The sequence below is a fragment of the Streptomyces sp. NPDC050147 genome, from assembly GCF_040660195.1.
GTDB lineage: Bacteria > Actinomycetota > Actinomycetes > Streptomycetales > Streptomycetaceae > Streptomyces.
This window is the reverse complement of the sequence record NZ_JBFALJ010000030.1, coordinates 88147-106997: the sequence shown is the minus strand read 5'-3', so window position 1 is coordinate 106997 and position 18851 is coordinate 88147. Positions and strand designations below refer to the sequence as shown.

Here is an 18851-nt window from a genome sequence, read left to right as displayed (position 1 = left end):
CACCGGCTCCCCCGACCCCCCCCCCCCCCCCCCCCCGGCCCCCCCCCCCCCCCCCCCCCCCCCCCCCCCCCCACGACAGGTGTGGCCTCTGCCACCGAGTGCGCGCGGCGGACCGAGTCGATGATCGGCGCGCGGGCCCGGACCTTGCCCCTCTTCAAGATGCGCCGAGCGCATCCCTGGGCTGCTCGTAGCCTTACACCGTGGCCCGTGTACGAGATCGGCAGAAATCCAAAGTTGGGTCTGGGGCGCGGTGCTGACCGATCTGGCGGCGATCGGCGCGAAACGCCGGGACGTCGATCAGCTCACCACCTGCGCAGGACAGGCCATCAGCCTCGCCCGCGAGTCTTCCTCCAAAACGCGGCTTCTAGACTCGGCGCACTGCACACCGCCTACGCGTCACTGTCCGGAGATCGCAGAGGCGCCGAACTCGACGCCCACATCGGTGCGCTGACCGTTTAGCCCGGCAGCGGAAGGTGACGTTGTGAGCAGCATCGAGGCACTGGGCTCCTGTAGCCGCTCAGGATGACGCATCACAGAGGGTGCGGTAACAACATCAATCCCCCCACAGCTCGGCAGGGGCCAGTCTCCCCCCCCCCCCCCCCGCTGAAGAGCGCTTGCCCCGTTATCGTCCCGTGACCCACTGTTGACCGCGCCTCCGGCGTGCGGGAAACTCTGGCTCCCCACTGCCACGTCCCGCCGCAACTCCTCCCTTGCTGCAGGGAGTTCGCCTGCCCCGTTCGGGAGGTGCGCGCGTGGCCGAGCCGACTACTGACCGCGACCGTTGGGCCGTGCGCCGCCTGCGCGCCGCGGGCAAGTCCCGCAATGCCATCGCCCGAGAACTGGGGCGCGGCGCCGCCAGCGTCTCAAAGATTGCTGCCGAGCGCGGCCTGACCTTTACCGGGCGCCCGCGTTGCCGCCACCGATCTTTCGGGATCGTCGTGAACCAGTACGGTGCGACGCTGGGCACCCGCCCGAGCGTGTCCCACCGGGCGGATGCCTGGGAAGCGAGAGCCCCGGTGGAGCGCTGACTTCGGTCCAAGTTCGTCCAGCCATGCACTGAGACGGTGGGCGGCAGTCATCGCGGCGTCGGGCACCCCTCAGCGCCCTCGACGGCGACCGTGCCCACCGCCGTCCCAACGGGGCGGCCTGGGGTCTCAATCGGTATTGTCAGTGCGGGCTGGCACGATGACGCGCATGAGTAAGTCATCAACTTCAACACTGCCATTCAGGCCGATGTCGTCGCCTTTCTGGGCGCCAGCGAGCTCACCGCGGAGCAGCAGCGCATCCTGGGTCCCATCCGAGAAAGAGCTCACGCCGAGCAACTTGACCTTGACCGGCAAGGTGTTGACTGGGGTCTGACGGTTCCCGAGGCGTTGGAGCACCTGATAGCCGGGCGGGCCGACTCGGATGCAGAGTGCGCGGGCAACGCCTACTACACCGCCCTGCAGAAGATCATCGACTGCAATGGGTCCGACTCCAACACCCTGGGCAGTTACTCCAGCCCGTCCACCTTCTTCGGGCTGCTGGACAAGGAACTCACGCAGGCGGGCGTATCGAGGGACCTGCTGCCCTACGACTTTCTGTACGCCGGACCACCCGAGCAGATCCCCTTCTATATCCCCTGCCCCGTCGACGGGTCCCCGGAGGTCGGCTGTTGGCCGCTGGCCAAGGCCAAGCCCGCAGCCGACGCGTATCGCGCGGTGATGGACCGTATCGATCCGGATTTCCGCTACGGCCTCAACGAGCTGCTGGACAACGAGGACAGGGAATGGCGGCACTCGCGTGACGGCGGCTGGTACACACCAGACACCATCTTCTTCTCCATCGTCGGCTGACCCACTCGGTTCGGGCGGGGCGTTCGCCGTGCACCGGGCGGCGGAGACGTAGGCTCGCCCGCACCCGGTTCCCCGGAACACCGTCGCAGGCGCGGGGGCCCTGTACTCCGGGATCGGCCGGGGCCGGACCGACGTCTTCCGCCTTCGTCGTGCGCTGGCGGGCGGGCTGCTGACCGGGGCAAAAGACGGACGTCTGGTGTAGGCCGGGGACGTCCCTGTTGGACGCGATCCGGCTGAAGCCCGGCGCCGGCCTCGCCGCGGTCACCGCCGACCAGGTCCGCGACGTGGTCGAAGGCCTCATGGAAGCCGGCCAGTGGCACGGTAGGAGTGCGCGAAGACCCAGCAGTAGCCGTCGGCTTCGCCTGCCTTCGTACACGGCTGTGGGGGGGCGCCGCCCGTCCGCCCGCTGCCTCAGGGCCTACAGGATCGGCCAGAAGTTCCACCCAGCGATACCCAACAGGATGGATCCCCCCATGAAGATCACGGGCGAGGCGTACACCGAGAGCAAGGTGCGTCGCCCGAACTTGACCTCCAGGCCTGGTCCGAAGCTGATCTGCAGCCCTGGGCCCAGGGGTGACTGTTTACCGTCGGCTGTGCCATGGTTGGTGGCCACGAGTTGTCCCATCTTTGAGCACGCCACAGCCTTTCGGGCCTTGCAGACCTGACGGCAACGGCGCGACACTCGCGTCCCCTCAGGTATGAGGAGACGCAAAAGGGCCCCACCGTGCACGGCACGGTGGGGCCCACTTTGATGGCGAAGACGTTACCGAAGGTCATCTGGCAAGACAAGCCGATCATGCGGGATCCCTCGCCTACGGGCACCCTCGTTCAAGTTCTGTTGCGCCATCAGGCGCACGGTAAGCCCGGGGACTTGTCATGAGCTGTTGCCCAAAGGGCAGGGAGCCGCGCACAGTTGCCGATCACCCAACGCTACGGGCGAGGTAGGGCTTCTACTTCGGCAGTTTTCCGGCGGCGCAGGAGCGCGAGCACCGCGACCGCGCCGAGCGTCATCCAGGCCTTTCCCAGGATCTGGCCTGGCAGGTAGTCGAAGGAGCCGAAGGCCATCTTGAGGAATATCAGGCTGTCGGCGAGGAGTCCTACCGCGTTCGAGGCGAGCATGGCGATGAGGAGGCCGCGTGTGCGCAGCGGCTCGTAGACGGCGAAGTCCATCGTCTCGGCGACGGCGAACGCGGCGGCCGATGCAAAGGCCAGGGCCGGGTCGGCCAGGAAGTAGGAGAGGACGGTGCCGAGGGCTATCGCCGCGAGGATTGCCTTGCGGCCCGCGGCCTCACGGGCGAGGTCGCGGAGCACGAGGGCCAGGCCGACCATGTAGACGCCGGCGGGAGCGTCGTAGCCGAAGCCGACGGGCAGAGCGCCGATGTGGGTGACGGCCATGTTGGCGGCCGGGATGGTGGCGATGTAGGCGACGAGCGTGGCGATGCCGGCTGGAGGGGGGACGTTCACAGTTCTTTTCTTTCTCGGTATGACAGGAGCCCGGCCCGTCTGCGCTGAGCGGAGCGAAGGCGGGTGGCGCCCAGACAGTACAGCTCACGCCACTGACATTGGCCGGGCGGAGTGCTGAGCCAGGTCAGCGTCGGCTTCCGGTTCCGATCTGGTCGGGTAGGGGCGGATGGGATGCTTGGGGAAGACCTTGTGGCAGGGATCGCGGGCCGCCTCGGGTCCGGCTGTGTCCGTGCCCACCAGCCGTGCATGCGGGTCGGGAATCAGCCATCGTCATATGCAGTTCTATAGGCGCCTACTCCTCTGCCTCACCTGCTTTGAGTGGCCTTAGAGCGGTATGTCTTGTGCCAAGTGGAGAGGTGCCCGACACCTCCCAGCCACCGTCGAATGCTTATGCGAATTCATATTCGCCATCTTCGCCGTTGTTGTCAGTGCCTCCGTTTAGGCTCATGAGCACTGTCATACGAGCAGGTGGGGGCGACCAAAGATGTCTTCGGGCTTCGCAGTCGGACACCTCGTCGAGTTCCAGGGAGGCCCTGGAATCGGACGGGTAGGCGCGATCGCCGACGGCTCGCTGCGCGTGGACTTCTTCGAGTCCACGGCCGAGCCCACGATCGAGTCCCAGAGCGTCCCCGCTGTCGCCTGCAAGCGGGTTCGGCTAGCAGCTCAAACACGAGCGTTTCGGCACAACCCGAGCACAGGCGAGTGGATGGCCGGTCGCATCCTGGACACGACCCCCGACGGGTACTTCGTCCGGTTCCCCAACGCCGACTACGACATGCCGGTACCCGAGACGGAACTCCGAGTCCGCTGGAACAAGCCGGTGCGCGACCCTCTTGAGGTTCTCGTATCCGGCGGTAACGAATCCGGTCACCTGTACAACGCCCGCATCCCTATGCTGCACAACCTGATCGCTCAGCGTGCAGCCAGCGCCAGCGCCCCCGCTCTCCTGGCGGCCGCCGCCGAGATCTACCCGCACCAGGTCCGCGCCGCACTGACCGTGCTCTCCGACCCCGTCCAGCGGTATCTCCTCGCCGACGAAGTAGGCCTCGGCAAGACCATCGAAGCCTCGTACGTGGCGCTGCAAACCCTGATCGACAACCCGCAGGCGCGCGTGACATTCCTCGTCCCCGATGCCCTGCGCCGGCAGTGGATGACCGAACTGCGCACGAAGTTCTTCACCGACGACTTCCCCAAGCGCGTAAAGATCATCTCCCACGACTCTCCCGACCTGTGGGAGCAGCACCACGGCAGCGATCTCGTCGTGGTCGACGAAGCCCACCAACTGGTCCAGGACCGCGATGACACGGACCCCAACTACGGCGCGCTGCGGGATCTCGCACACTCCGCGTCAAGGCTTCTCCTGCTGTCCGCCACGCCCGTCACCTCCAGCCACACCACGCACCTGGGGCTCCTGCACCTGCTCGATCCCGACGTCTACAAGTGGAGCGAGCGGGAGGAGTTCGCCAGGCGCTACAAACACCGGGCCGAGTTGGCGAACCACGTGCTCAGCCTCGACGCGGAATTCCACCCGCTGCTGCCGTCCACGATCGACATGATCACGGAGCTGCTGCCCCCGGAGGACTCCCGCTTCACGCACCTTGCGGCTGACGTGCTCGACCTGCTCGACATGTACGAAGGCCTCCGCGACGAGGCGAGGATGCCGGACCTCCAGGCGCGGGTGACCGCCCTGCGAGCACATATCAGCGAGACATACCGGCTGCACCGTCGGGTGATCAGGAACCGCAGGACGAACGTCTTGCGCCAAAACGACGACTCGGCAACCGTCGCCTACGAGGTCCGCGGCCGTGCCGTTCCGGAGAAGCTGACGGCCCAGACCTACTCCCCGGCCGCCGACAGCCTCCTGGCGTGGCAGACCCAACTGTGGGGCCATCTCCTCGACGAAGGCCTGGAGAGCAGGCGCACCGACTACGCGCTGGTCCTGGCTGTGCTCGCCTCCCGTCTCGGCGGCTCATCCGCCGACTATCTCGACGCCCTGCGCTGGCGGGTGCGCCGCGACGAAGGCGCCGCTGAGCGTGCCGGGCTGAGTGTCCGGGAGCGGAAGTACCTCTCTGGCGCGCCCGTGGCGCCGCACGAGGCGGCGACTTTGGAGCACCTCGAGTCAGAAAGCGCGGGAGAGGAAGCCCGGGAAGTCGAGGAGCTCATCGACGCTCTTCTTCCCGCGCTGCGCAAGGGCGGCCGCATCGCTGTCTTCTGCGGTCCCGGCTCCCTTGCCTCGACGCTCACCACGCGCCTGCGAACCCGCTTCCCCAAGGAACGCTTCTTCGAGCACACCCGCAGCGCAGGCCCCGACGGGTCTGAAACAGCCACTGTCTCGTGGCGAAAGCCCGTCGGAAGCGCTGCCGTTCTCATCGCTGACGACTCGGCAGAGGACGGCCTGAACCTCCAGGCAGCCCGGTCCGTGGTTCACGTGCGCCTGCCCTGGTCGCCCAATCAGCTGGAGCAGCGCCTGGGCCGCACCGACCGTTACGTCGAATCCAACGAGCAGCGCCAGGCACCGCGTCAGTACGTTCTCACGGACGCCGAAGCCCACAGCGACGAGTGGCTTTCGCTGCTCACCGGCGGTTACCGCATCTTCGACGAATCGGTGTCCACGCTGCAGGACGCCATCGCCGAGGGCCTCCCTGCCGTCTGGGCCCAGGCCCTCGAACGCGGGCCGGAAGGCCTGTCGGACTTCGCCGAGGCGATTCAGGAACAACTTGCCCGGGCCCGCCGTGAGATCGACAGCATGGACACCCTTGAGTCGATCTTCGACACATCGCCGCACGACATCGACTTCGCTGAACGGCTGGCCACCTTTGACGCCGACTGGGCCGCCACCCGCAACGACTTGCTCGGCTACACCGGACGGGACGGTTCGGACGGAATCAAGCTCCGTCACACCCAGCGCAGGATCAATGACGTGATGTGCGAGGTCTTCGACCTGAAGTCACGCCCCCTCATTTCCCCCCATCTCTATGACCGCGCGAACCTCACGGAGGAGATGGCCAAGGGCACGTGCAGTCGCTCGCAGGCGCTCAAGGCACCCGGGACCCGGCTGTTCCGCATCGGAAACCGGCTGGTCGACACACTCGCCAGCGTTGTCTGGTGCGACGACCGCGGTCAGGCCACGGCCTTTTGGCGCGCGGAGGCGGCACACCGTGGTGAGCCTGAGCCCTACTTCGGCTTTGACTATGTGGTCGAAGCCGACATCTCTTCGGCGCTCGCACTGACGCTGCCGCTCGTTCAGCAGCCCCGCGACGCGGAAACGGCGTTGCGGCGCCAGGCCGAGCAGCTCCTCCCACCGTTCACGCTGAAGGTGTGGGTACCGGCCGGAGCATCCGAAGCCCTGACGGACGGGGACATCCGAAGGTGGCTGCAGGACCCCTACCGCGCCACGGATCACAACTACAACTCCAAGAACATCCACGAGTTGATAGATCTGTTCGACGGGCAGGCCGGATATGCGGCATCCGCGCGGAAGGCCGAGGCAGTGGCTCGCGCAGAACTCCAGCGGGTGACGAACTTGGCCGACAGGTGTGCTGTGGCCCAGCAGCAGGGACGCCAGCGCCTGTCCGTGGCCAAGGCCCAGGCAGAAGCCCGCCAGGCAGCGGGCCGGCTGCTGGGAGAGAAGGAGAATTACCTGCTGGATGTCGCCATCACCGACGCGCTGGTGCAGGGACTGAGCAATCCGACGGTCCGCCTCGTAGCGGCGACATGCCTGGTGAAGCAGGGGCTCAGGAGGATCCCTCGCAGTGACTGACAACTGGACCGGCGCCAAGACGCTCTTCGACCACCTCTCCCAGCACCGAGGCCTCCAGCAACTCCCCGAGGTCCCCGGGGCGAGAGGAACGTTGCGCAGGCTCCGTGACGCTCTGACCGGCGAACCCGGCGGGTGGCGGGACCTGGCCTCACTCACCCGGCAGATCCTGCTCGAGGCTCAAGCGCGAGAAAACACCTCCGGCTTCACGATTCCGCTGCTCCCGTGGCTGCCCACACGCGAGCAATGGGAGGAGATGCACTGTCAGACGGCGGTACGCGATGGCGGCACCAACGTGTGGGTGAGCGCGCTGCCGTGGCACCCACCCGTGCCGGACGCCGTTTCCCGCCAGGCAGCGCAAGAAGACCTTCGGCAGATCTATCTCGGTGAGGACTCACCCCACCGCCGCAAGCTGGACTCCTGCCCGGCCGACCCGTTCTTCACCACCGCCCTCGGCGACGACCACAGCCGCTATGTCTCGGCCGGCCAGCGGCAGGCCGCCAGGGCCATCGCTCTGGCCGAGCCGGGAAGTACCACAATCATTTGCCTGCCCACCGGGCATGGAAAGACCGCCGTAGCGATGGCGCCCGTGCTCCTGGCCAGCAAGAGCAGGGGCGTATCGGTGGTCGTGGTACCCACGAGCGTTCTGGCAGCCGACCTGGAGCGGCGCGCCTTCAAGATTCTCGACGAACACGGGCCGCACAGCCCCACGCGCCGGTACGCCTACACCAGCGGATTGTCCGAAGAAGAGCGACGACTTATGCGGGAGGACATCGCCGCGGGCCGCCAACGGCTGGTGTTCACCTCGCCCGAGGCTCTGGTGAAGAGCCTGAAAGCGCCGTTGGAGAATGCGGCCGAGGCGGGGCTGCTCAACTACTTCGTGATCGACGAAGCCCACCTGGTCGAGCAGTGGGGCAACAGCTTCCGCACCGAGTTCCAGACGATGTCCACTCACCGCCGAATCTGGCTCAGCAAGGCACCCGAAGGCCGGCAGCCGGCGACCGTGGCGATGAGCGCGACGCTCACGGGTCAGCAGGTGCAGACGCTGGAGACCCTGTTTGCTTCGCCGCAGCAGGCTGAGATCGTGTGGGCCTCCCAACTCCGTCACGAGCCGAGCTACTACCTCGACATCTTCCCGAACGAGACCGACCGTCAGGCCGCCGTCCTGGAGGCCGTCTCGTACCTGCCGAAGCCAATGATTCTCTACACGACCAGGGTTATCGACGCGCAGGAGTGGGCGAGCCGGCTGCGCGGCCACGGTCTTCGCCGCGTAGCCAGCGTCACGGGTGAGTCCAGCGAACTGCAGCGGCGCGATGCCCTGGAAGGATGGACCGGCAAGACCACGGAGGGCGATGCGCCGACGCGATACGACGTCGTGGTGGGCACCTCCGCCTTCGGTCTGGGGGTGGATCTCGACGACGTCAAGACGGTGGTGCACGCCTGTCTGCCGGAAACAGTGGACCGCTATTACCAGGAAGTGGGCCGGGCCGGGCGCAATGGAAACCCTGCCCTCGCCTACTTGGCCACCACGCGCAAGGACGAGGCCATCGCCGACCGGATGAGCGACGATGCGGTCATCGGCGCTCCGCGCGCGTGGCAGCGGTGGGAGGCGATGTTCCACACCCGAGAGACCATCCAGGAGCGTCACCGGGTGAGCCTTGATTCCTACCCCCCCGACATGAACGAAGGCTTTGAACGCAACCGGCAATGGAACATCCGGATCATGAACCTCATGATGCGATCGGGGATTCTGGCCGTCCATCCTCCGCAAGCGCCCGTCATCCATGAGGGCGAGTCGGATACGTCCTGGAAGGCACGCCTTGATCTGTTCTATGCCAGCGCCGACGGCTATGCAGACGTGCAACTCCTCGACTCCGACGCAAGGAACCCCGAGCGCTTTGCCGCGCGGTTCAAGGCTGAGCGTCAAAAGCTGCTGGATGGGCGGAAGTCGGCCCTCCGCGAGTTGAAGGCCACCCTGCGACGTGATCAGTGCATCGGCGATGTACTGGGAGCGTATTACCGCATCGCACACGGCGAGGGCTATCGCCGCACCGGGGTCACCTGCCGGGGGTGCCCGCACTGTCGGGCCACCGCCGAACTCCTTCCCGCGGGGTTCTACCGGCTCGCCGGGGAGCCGCGCCCGCTGCTCCCGACCCCTGGGGCGCCCGGGCGCCTGCCCTTGCTGCCGTACTTCGGGAACAGGCATTGCCTGAGCCTGTGGTGGCAAGACGCCGGCGACCAGGCGCTGACAGCACGGCTGGTGGAAAACCTGGTCCGCCGCAGGGTCTGCGTCGTCGGAGGGCCGGGCCTGGACGGCCGCCTCAGAAGCCAACTCCAGGCAACGGCACGCACCCGCACGGTGATCTTGGACGACGACGGCGCTCTCCTCTCGGACTGGGCCGGCCCCGTCATCTGGATGGCCGATCCGGCCACAGACGACCCAAGTCCGCAGATCACCCAACGCTTCGCCTGGGATGCGCCGACCTACTTGATCCACCCCCGGGTCATGCAGCATCCAGAACGCCGCGGCACCCCCCTCGTCGATGTCCACCCGGCGAACCTGTCGATCCGCCGTGCCCTGGAGGAACTCTGATGACTCTCTTGAACGTCGACGCAGCCATCCCCTCCCAGACATGGGCACTTGTGCGCCTGCTGACCTATTGGGGCAAGAGCATTGCGGTGGAGGAGGCGCGGGCGCTGGTCAGCCCCCCGTCCCTGCGGACAGAGGACACCTCCACTAAGCCTCCCTTCGACTGTGCCGTGGCCTCCCTCCAAACCCTGAAGTTGGCGCAGGTCGATGCCGGTCAGCAAGAGCTCTCGCTGACCGGTCCGACCAGAGATCTGGCCAGCAGCGATGATCTGGAGACCTACACCCGCATCCTGCGCCGCGCCGTCCTCAACCCGGACTACAACAAGGACCTGGGCGCCGACAACGACGCGACGGGGCCCAAAGACCTGACCCGTGCGCTGGCCTGGTTCCTCATGCACGACCCCATGGAACGACCGATCCACTGGGTTGTCGCACAGCAACTCCTGGATCAAGAGGACGGCAAGGACCGCAAACTGCTGAAGGACGAGGTGCTTCCCCTCTTCCCCAACGACACCCGCTGGCCCCGGTTTGGGTACTGGGCCACCGCTCTTGGGCTGGCTGCCGCGCCTGTCTTTCGCACTGACGGCCGCGGCCCGCTCGTGCCGGACTGCACGCTGGCCGTCAGGCAGTCCGTGCTCGAACTGTGGCAGCCCGGCCAACGTGTGAAGGCCGTCGAGGCCCTGCAGATGCTGCGCGAGCAACTGCCAGTCCTGCCCGGCGGCGCACACTCGCTGGCGGTAGGGATCCCCAGCCCGGGTAACAGTGCGGCCGGCACTGCGCTCTCCTTTGCCTTGCTGCGCGGCCACGACGAGAAGTGGCTGCGGCTCGAGCAGGACGACGACGCCCGGAGAATCCTCCTGCTGCACGATCCCGAACGGCCCGGCAGCCCTCGGCCCATCAGCGACATCACGATCCTGGAGCCCACCGATGGCTGACTTCCGCGGAACGCTCTGCTGGGACCCGGCAGTGGCAGCCTCCACCATCAACACCGAGGCGGTCAGCCCTTCCAGGGCTGTCTTCCTGGCCACGCACGCCCCGCTGCGGATCAAGCGCGCCCGGATCCTGGAAGGGAAGGAGATCGCCATCGAGGGCGACCCGATCGGGGAGCGGGCCGTCCTCACAGAGTTCATGGCACTCCGGGCGGACAGCGGCGCGCTGCTCATGCCCGTAGTCGGCGACTCCGGCTCGGGCAAGTCGCATCTTGTCCGATGGGTGCGCGAAGAGCTGGCCGTGATGGAGGAGGGGGCAAACCAGCGCGAGGTCATCTACCTCGAGAAGTCCAAGACCAGCCTCAAGGCTGTCGTCAGCACGCTCATCGCCAAGGCAGACAGCACCGAACTGGCACAGCTCAAAGACGACATCAACAGATTCACTGAGGGCATCGACGAGGAGTCCCTGGCACGGCGCATCCTCAATGAGCTGAGCGAGGCACTGGAAGCCACCTCTCCCCAATCGGAATCACGCCCCCTGGCCCGCATGCTCGTCGGCCCGGGCAAGCTGGCAGCGGTGCTCCTTGACCCTCATGTCCGGGCGGAACTGCTCGCACCGGGCAACTTCGTGCCCGAACTGGCCCATCAGCTCATCCACAATCGCCGGGACGGGCAGGCGGACCGCCCCGAGGGCTTCAGCGTCAGCGACCTTCCGCTCGATATCCGCGACATCCAATCCGCCTCAGGCATGGCGCAACGCCTGCTCGGCACCATCAGCACCCGCGGTGACCTGCAAGGCATTGCCGTCGACCTGCTCAACAAGCACCTCGAAGCGGCCATCAAGAGCGCCGCGAACCTGGGAGCGGGCCGACTCCTCGATGCGATGACACAGGTGCGCGAGGAGTACCACCGCCAGGGCAAGGAGATCGTCCTTCTCATCGAGGACTTCGCTCTCATCCAAGGGGTCCAGCGAGACCTCCTGGATGCCGTCGTAGAGGCAGCCCACCGCGAGGGCAAGACCACTCTCGCGCCTATCCGCACCCTCATGGCCGTGACGACCGGCTACTTCCAGTCCTTGGACGAGACCGCCCTGACCCGTATCCAAGCCGGCACGGGCTACGTCTACCACCTGGATGTGCCCTTCAGCCCCGAGGAGACGGGGCGTACAGAGATTGCCTCGTTCGTCGGCCGGTATCTGAACGCCGGGCGGGTGGGCCGCGACGAACTCGAGCGCGCGCACAACAGCGAGGTCCCCAACAAGTGCCTGAGCTGTTCGTTTCGAAGTGAATGCCACGCAGCATTCGGGGCGACCGATGAAGGCTTCGGGTTGTACCCGTTCAACGAGTCCTCTCTCGTCAGGGCCGTCCATTCAACGGCGGACCAGCACAAACCCTGGTCCTTCAACCCCCGTGCCGTGCTGGGAAGCGTCGTGCGACCGGTCCTGGTGGAACATGCCACGGCCCTCCGGCAGGGTGAGTTCCCCGATCCCGCGTTCCGGCAACGCTTCCGGCCCACGAAACTCGACCGGCCCGTCAGCCGTGACGTGCTCGGCTACGTGGCCGAGCACGACCCCGCCTCTGCGGAGCGACGCAACCTCGCCCTCGAGTTCTGGGGAGATGCTCCTGAGCACGCCACCGACCTCCACCCCACCATCCTGGAGGCCTTCGCCCTAGAGCCCTTGGGCGGTGAGACAGGACAACGCCGTCCCCCAGCTGCTGCTCCCGGCTCAAAGCCGGCCGACGACAGTGCGCCAAGGCCCGATACGGGCGCCAGCAACCGACGCGACGCGCTTCCCGGCGAACTGCAGCGCATGCTGGAGACCGTGGATGACTGGGTAACCCTCGAAGGCGGCCTGGACACCTCCACCGCGCACCGGATCCGCACCGTCGTCTCCACCGCCGTCTTGCAGCGCTATCAGTGGAACACACCGCTGATGCGCGAGGTAGGCAGCACCGAGCTGCGTCGGGCTGTGTGGCCGACGAAGGCGACCGTCGTGTCCATCGAGGGGGCCAAGGAGAATCTCGTCGGCGTCGAGGACGCCCCCATCACCTTCTCGCGTCGCCCCAAGGACAGCTGGTTCTTCGACAGCCTGCTCAGAGCGGAACGGGGGTTCCCGGCGCGAGCCGAGGACATCCGGCGGCTGGCGTTCCTGGCAGAAGAGCACGGCCGTGATCTCACCACGCGGCTGCAGCGCCACATGGAGCTCACCGACGATCACCTCGTTGCGGCTTTCCGCGCATCGCTGCTCGGGGCGGCCCTGGCAGGCACGGCCTGGCCCGGGATGGACGCTTCTCAACTCCTAGCCGCAGCGCTCAACGAGGGGCAGGAGTGGCAGCGCAAGGACGGCGAGCTCCGCCCAAAGAAGTGGATGGACCTGCTCCAAGGGCACCTCCAGGCGCGGCCCGATCTCGTGCAGCAACTGCGCCATGCCGTCGGCATCACCCAAGGTATCGGCGGCGTGAACATGGTTGATGCCGCCCGTGTCCTGCCTCTGCTCGACAAGGCCGCCTCCGTGTGGGACTGGGATCCACAAGCGCTGGATGTTCCCAAATGGGTGCGGTCGGCGGTCACTGGGTTCGCGTCTTGGACGACCGTCGTCGAGGACCAACTGCAACGCCATACAGAGTTGCTCCACACCATCCGCAGCCATCAACCTCGGGGCACCACCGGCGTCCAGACCATGGCGGCGCTCCGAGACGCTCTCGCTGCGGCCCGCGAGGTCGGGCTGCCGCTGACAGCCGAGCAGACACGCCGATTCGACGCGCTCCTGCAGGACGCCAAGGGCGCGGACTGGAAGGCCGTCTCGGCGCTCGAAGACGACCTGGCCAGGGCCGGCGATGCCGCCTGCGACTCCGCAACGGTGCACAAGGCCGGTGTGGTTGCAGCGGTCAAGGACCGCGGCGACTCGCTCATCCTGATTCAACAACTCCTTGTAGCCAGCGACGACTGGCTGGATGCGGCGCTGGCCAGCGCACAGTCACGATCCAGCGGATCGGCAGGCGACAGTGCGGCAGAAGACGTGGGGCAAATCTGTGCGGAGTGGCAGGCGCTCAGCGCTGTCCCGTCCGCCACAGACGACGGGGAGGACCGGTGACCAACGTGTCCGTGTATGACAAGGCCGTGCAGCTGCAAAACCGTGCCCGCCAGATTGCGGCGGGCGCCGTCGGGGAAAAGGAGGCGGCCCGCGTACTGAGCCGCTCGAGGGAACTGCGGGCGGGATTGGCCGAACTCAGGACCCAGGTGGAGTTGAGCCACGCGCTGGCCGCCTTGGGCGCGGCGCACCAGCCCGACCTGTCCGGCATCGACGCTGCGCGCTCCGCCTTCGAGCGCAAGGCCCTCAACGGGCTTCCCAGTGACGCGGTCTTCAACACGGCCAGGAAAAAGGTGCAGGAAGCCGCGAACAAGCTGAAGGCGGAGAGCAGCGCGGCGTGGGCCACCTGGGCCACCGCACAGGTCGCCGCTCTTCCCCTGGCCCGCATCCCCATCCTGTCGCGCGGGGAACGCGAAGCTGCACGCGCCCGGGAAAAGGACCTCCGCCAGGCCGTCGCCACCAAGAACCTGTCCAAGGCGGACCTCACCCTCTTCACCGGCATGTACGCCCTCCTCGCGGAGTCCCTGCACGACAAGAGCGATCCCCCCGGCGAGCTGCTGGACCTCCTGGACGTGCTGGAAAAACGCCCCAGCCCCACGCTCCGCGACATCACCGACAGCGACATTGCGCTGCTCCGCCAGTTCGAGATGGACATCCACATCACCCTGCAAAGGAGCGGAGCGTGACCGAGCAACTCGACATTCGCTTCGCGAACGAACTCCTCAACCACCTCGAAAACCACGAACTGCCCCTGCTGAACTGGGGAGTCACGGAGACTGCCCTCTCCAGGGCCGAGGTGATCGAGACCATCGACACTCTCCTGCACACTCACGAAGCCGCCCCCACCGACATGTCCGCCGACGCCGTGCTGGAGGAATTCCTGCTCCGCGCCTTGCTGTTCGAGGTGCCGGTGCCCGTGACATTGCCGCCGCGGTATCGCACCCGCCTGGCGGAGACGCTCAGGCTCACCACCGGGCTCCGGCAGCTCTTTGACCGAGGCGGCTGGGCGCGGGAGGAACAGCCCGGCTGGTGGCAACACCAACGCCGCCTGGTCGCCGACTACCGGCTGCACGTAGCACCGCGATGCTACCCCCACCGGGACATCCCGGCATCCGACGCCCTCGGCGAACTGGCTCAGCTGCCCCACTGGGGGGAGGTGCAAAGCCACGTCGCGACCGCCCAGTTGCAGGGCCGCAAGCTGGCGCGCTTCCAGCTGGAAGCCACCCGCTCGGTGTTCACTTCACTCAACTCCGACCGGTCCAAAGGGATCATCGTCGGCGCCGGTACCGGTAGCGGCAAGACACTCGCGTTTTACCTGCCGGCCTTCGCGGCAATGGCCCAACACGCCCACCCGGGGGCGGCAAAGCGCGTGCACACCCTGGCGCTCTATCCGCGCAAAGAACTCTTGCGCGACCAACTGCGCGAGTCGATCCGCTCGGTGGACGACGTCGAGGCGGCGTTGCGCGAGAGCAGGCGCCGTCCCATCCGAGTCGGTGCGCTCTACGGCGACACCCCCTGGAATGCCCGGGACCGCAGACTCGAACCGGACTCCGGGATGGCCACTGCCTGGAAGCGCACTCCCCATGGTGTGGTGTGCCCGTTCCTGCCCTGCCCCACCCCGTCCTGCAGCACGGGGGAACTCCAGTGGACCGACGAGGACCGCAGGCGCGGTCGTGAGCAGCTGACCTGCACCCGGTGCGGCTACACCCTGCAGGACGGGCGCCTTGCGCTCACCCGGGAATCCCTCAAGAAGAACCCGCCGGATCTGCTGTTCACCACGACGGAGATGCTCAACCACTCCAGCGGCAACAGCTATCTGGAGTGGCTGCTCGGCTGGCGCGGCAGCCACTCGGCTCCCTCCCTTGTGCTGCTGGATGAGGTGCACACCTACAGCGGCCTGCACGGCGCGCAGGTGGCACTGCTGCTGCGCCGCTGGCGTGAGGCCGCCCGCCGCCCCATGACCTTCGTCGGCCTGTCGGCAACCCTGCGCGACGCGGACAAATTCTTTGCACAACTGGTCGGTCTGCGGCCGGGCGACGTCGACCCGATCGAACCGGCCGAAGAGGCCATGCAGTCCGAAGGCCGCGAATACGCACTGGCCCTGCGCGGCGACCCGGTATCCGGAACAAGCCTGCTGTCCACCTCGATCCAGACGGCCATGCTCCACGGCCGCATGCTTGACCTGGACACGAGGCAATACCTGTACGGCTCTACCGGCTTCCTGTTCACCGACGACCTGGACGTCACCAACCGCTTCTACAACGACCTGCGCGATGCCGAAGGCGGCCAGAACCGGGCCGGCCGACGCAACGGCCGCAAGCCCGTACTAGCGGGCCTACGCTCCTCTGAACGCAATGAGCACGCAGCACGCTACCTGGACGGCCAGTCCTGGGACATCGCCGAAAAGATCGGTCACGACCTCGACCCCACCCTGCAACTCCACCACCTGCATGTCGGCCGGACCTCCTCCCAGGACGTCGGAGTCGATCACAACGCGAACCTGACCGTCGCGACGGCGTCCCTGGAAGTCGGCTTCAACGATCCGCGCGTAGGCCTGGTGCTCCAGCACAAAGCGCCCCGCGATGCAGCCTCGTTCATCCAGCGGCGCGGCCGCGCCGGCCGAGAGCGCGGTACCCGGCCGATGACAGTGGTCACTCTCTCGGACTACGGCCGGGACCGGCTTGCCTACCAGGCCTACGAGACCCTCTTCGCGCCGCAGGTACCTGCCCGGAGCCTGCCCATCGGCAACCGCTTCGTCCTCAAGATCCAAGCCACGCAGTCCCTGCTGGACTGGGCGGGCCACAAGCTCCGTTCGAAAAAACTGTGGGCCGACCCCCGCAAGATACTCAAAGCCCCCACCGGCCATACCGTGCGCAACGAGGACCGGCCAGGTCACGACATGCTGACCTCCCTGCTGCAGGCGATCCTCGACACCCCTGACCTGCAGGACGAGCTCGCCCAGCACCTGGGAAGGGCCCTGCAGATCAGCGCAGACGAGGTACAGGCCCTGCTGTGGGAGCAGCCTCGCTCACTGCTGCTGTCGGTCGTTCCCACCGCGCTGCGCCGCCTGCGCAGTGACTGGTCGTTCCAGCGCATTGAACCGGGCGCCAAGGAAGGCTCCCTGCTTCCCGAGTTCATCACACGCTCGCTCTTCGAACCGCTGAACCTGCCCGAGGTCGAACTGCTCCTGCCCTTCACCACGAACGACACGCTGGAGCAGTTGCCCATCGCCCGAGCGCTGCGCGAGGCCGTACCAGGGCGCGTCAGCCGGCGTTTTGGACACCGCCGTGACGAACACCGCACGTGGCTGCCGGTGCCGCCCGCCGGCAGCGACACCCTGCCGCTGCCCCAGATCGTGCAGCATGCAGATCCCGAGGGAACCTGGCATCCCGAGGGGCACGCACCGGAGGGACTGCAGGTTTTTCGGCCCACCCAGTTGAACCTGGAACAGCCGGGCCCGGAAATTGCCGACCGGTCGCAGGGGTTCCCGATCTGGGGCACACAGATCGTCGTGTCCGAGGAGGCGCCGCCGGCCCCGGCGGACATTCCCACCCCCTCGCTGTGGCACGAGCGTGTGCAGGCCGTCCGCTTCGGCACGCACGCCGCCGGCAATCCCATCGAGATGCGGCGCATGACCCTCGGTGCCGACTGCCAGGTGGCGCTCGAGCGCGGCAAAGTCGAAACCCGCAAGATCTATTACGAGTTGCACGGCAAACCGGCTGCGCTCGGCTTCCGGCTGGGGGTCGACGCCGTGCAGATCCTGCTCAGGCCCCTGAATACCGCAGAACCCGCTGTCAGGCGGTACCTGTCGTCACCGCAATGGCGGTCGCTGGCGTTTTCGCAGACCTTCGCCGAGGACCCTGCCCTTGATGACATCGCGAACAAGTTCCAGCGCGCGTGGCTGGGCCAGGTCTATCTGACGGCCTTCGCGCTCGAGGGCCTCAAGCAAACGCAGACCGCGCGGGAGATCCGCGCCTCGCTCGCGAACGGAGCATGGACCGGGGAACTGCCCCGCATCCTCAGCGTCCTCTATCGCGACACCAACGACCCCGACCACGTCCTGGACAACGCGCGGCTGGTCGACGGGCTCACGGAGTTGCTGCGCGACCCACAGGTTGTCGCCGCCGTCGACCGGGCGGCCGAACACCTCGTCGACCCGGACATCGCCGCGCGCACAGAGGACCTGGCACAGCGCGCCTACCGAGACACCGTGGCCGCGGCGATCCTCGCCGCCGCGCAGCGCGCCTGCCCCGACGCCCAGGACGGGGACCTGATTGTCGACGTGGTGCCGGGGGCCGCCCCCGGTGAACCGGCTGCCGTGTGGCTCAGCGAGACCTCCATGGGGGGTCTGGGCGTCGTCGAGAGCCTGGCGCGCTTCTACGCAGGCGACCCCCGCCGCTTCTGGGCGCTTGTCACCAGCGCGTTCGCCCCCAGCGACTACGAGTACGTAGATGCCACCCTTACCCGGTTGCTGCGTCACCTGGCCGACGAGCCCCAGGGAGATGCCGCCGACGCCATGCGCGCCCTGCGCGCAGCCAACGATGCCGAGTCGGCCCAGGAGGCCCTGACCATTTTGCTGGCCTCATGGGAGCGGTTGGACGGCCGCCCCCGTCGCACGGCGGTATCAGCGTTGTCCACGCGCCTGCTTCGGCCCGGAACCGGACCCGACTCCGATGCCCAGGCCCTGGCCATGGTGGACGCGTGGAGCACACTGGAGCAACGGCTCGGAGTCGAAGTCGATGCAAACGTCATTGCCTTCGCCGTCGGCGACAAGCAACTGAACGTCGGCGGAACCAGGCAGCTGACGGCCGACCAGGCCTTCAGCATGCTCTGGCCCCGCGGACGACAAGCCCGCACACAAGATCTCCAGCACTACCAGCCCTACGCGGACGCGCCGGTTTTGGATCGCCTCCTGGTGCGCGAGGCGCACAACGACCGCCTGCCCCAGGTCGACGTCACCTCCAGCGACTGGGACCTGGCCTACCAGCAGGCGATGTCCGACAGCGGCGCCGCCGACCTCATCTGTCCCGCAGACGCCTCGCACGCCCTGGCCCAGGCTCTGGTCCGCGTGCCGGCCCTGCCGGTGCACCGGGACGTCATGGTCGTCCACGGGGAGATCCGCGGCTACGCCAGGCATCGAGACGAACTCCGTGTACGGGTGGAGTTGCGGGAGGCAACCCAGTGA

The 18851-nt window shown here is 67.3% G+C and carries 11 protein-coding genes; 8 read left to right on the top strand and 3 right to left on the bottom strand.

What is annotated here, in order from left to right; genetic code table 11:
* Window positions 1-752: 752 nt before the first annotated feature.
* On the top strand, window positions 753-1028 hold the full coding sequence (locus AB0I94_RS35080; protein ID WP_363313793.1) for a hypothetical protein: 276 nt from the start codon (window positions 753-755) through the stop codon (window positions 1026-1028).
* A gap of 126 nt (window positions 1029-1154) precedes the next feature.
* Here AB0I94_RS35080 and AB0I94_RS35075 read toward each other — a convergent pair whose 3' ends face one another.
* Window positions 1155-1340 (bottom strand): hypothetical protein, encoded by a 186-nt coding sequence (locus AB0I94_RS35075; RefSeq protein ID WP_363313792.1) that lies wholly within the window; start codon window positions 1338-1340, stop codon window positions 1155-1157.
* A 33-nt stretch (window positions 1341-1373) separates the two neighbouring features.
* Between AB0I94_RS35075 and AB0I94_RS35070 the strand changes: the two genes are divergently transcribed.
* Window positions 1374-1835 (top strand): hypothetical protein, encoded by a 462-nt coding sequence (locus AB0I94_RS35070; protein ID WP_363313791.1) that lies wholly within the window; start codon window positions 1374-1376, stop codon window positions 1833-1835.
* A gap of 418 nt (window positions 1836-2253) precedes the next feature.
* Here AB0I94_RS35070 and AB0I94_RS35065 read toward each other — a convergent pair whose 3' ends face one another.
* Both AB0I94_RS35065 and AB0I94_RS35060 read right to left on the bottom strand, forming a co-directional pair.
* Window positions 2254-2448, bottom strand: a complete 195-nt coding sequence (locus tag AB0I94_RS35065; RefSeq protein WP_363313790.1) for a hypothetical protein — start codon at window positions 2446-2448, stop codon at window positions 2254-2256.
* A gap of 317 nt (window positions 2449-2765) precedes the next feature.
* Complete coding sequence (locus tag AB0I94_RS35060; protein ID WP_363313789.1) at window positions 2766-3299, bottom strand: VUT family protein; 534 nt, start codon at window positions 3297-3299, stop codon at window positions 2766-2768.
* A 484-nt stretch (window positions 3300-3783) separates the two neighbouring features.
* Between AB0I94_RS35060 and dpdE the strand changes: the two genes are divergently transcribed.
* From dpdE to dpdJ, 6 genes are read left to right on the top strand one after another with little or no spacing between them, the layout of a single operon-like run.
* A complete protein-coding gene (gene dpdE / locus AB0I94_RS35055; protein WP_363313788.1) occupies window positions 3784-7059 on the top strand; it encodes a protein DpdE in 3276 nt (1091 codons plus the stop codon).
* On the top strand, window positions 7052-9649 hold the full coding sequence (gene dpdF, locus AB0I94_RS35050) for a protein DpdF (RefSeq protein WP_363313787.1): 2598 nt from the start codon (window positions 7052-7054) through the stop codon (window positions 9647-9649). Before dpdE ends, dpdF begins: the two co-directional genes overlap by 8 nt.
* Window positions 9649-10581 (top strand): protein DpdG, encoded by a 933-nt coding sequence (gene dpdG / locus AB0I94_RS35045; protein ID WP_363313786.1) that lies wholly within the window; start codon window positions 9649-9651, stop codon window positions 10579-10581. The genes dpdF and dpdG overlap by 1 nt, the downstream gene beginning before the upstream one ends.
* Entirely contained in the window at window positions 10574-13669 is a 3096-nt protein-coding gene (gene dpdH / locus AB0I94_RS35040; protein ID WP_363313785.1) for a protein DpdH, read from the top strand. The genes dpdG and dpdH overlap by 8 nt, the downstream gene beginning before the upstream one ends.
* Window positions 13666-14352: a hypothetical protein gene (locus AB0I94_RS35035; RefSeq protein WP_363313784.1), complete on the top strand. Its 687-nt coding sequence runs from the start codon at window positions 13666-13668 to the stop codon at window positions 14350-14352. Before dpdH ends, AB0I94_RS35035 begins: the two co-directional genes overlap by 4 nt.
* On the top strand, window positions 14349-18851 hold the full coding sequence (gene dpdJ / locus AB0I94_RS35030; protein ID WP_363313783.1) for a protein DpdJ: 4503 nt from the start codon (window positions 14349-14351) through the stop codon (window positions 18849-18851). The genes AB0I94_RS35035 and dpdJ overlap by 4 nt, the downstream gene beginning before the upstream one ends.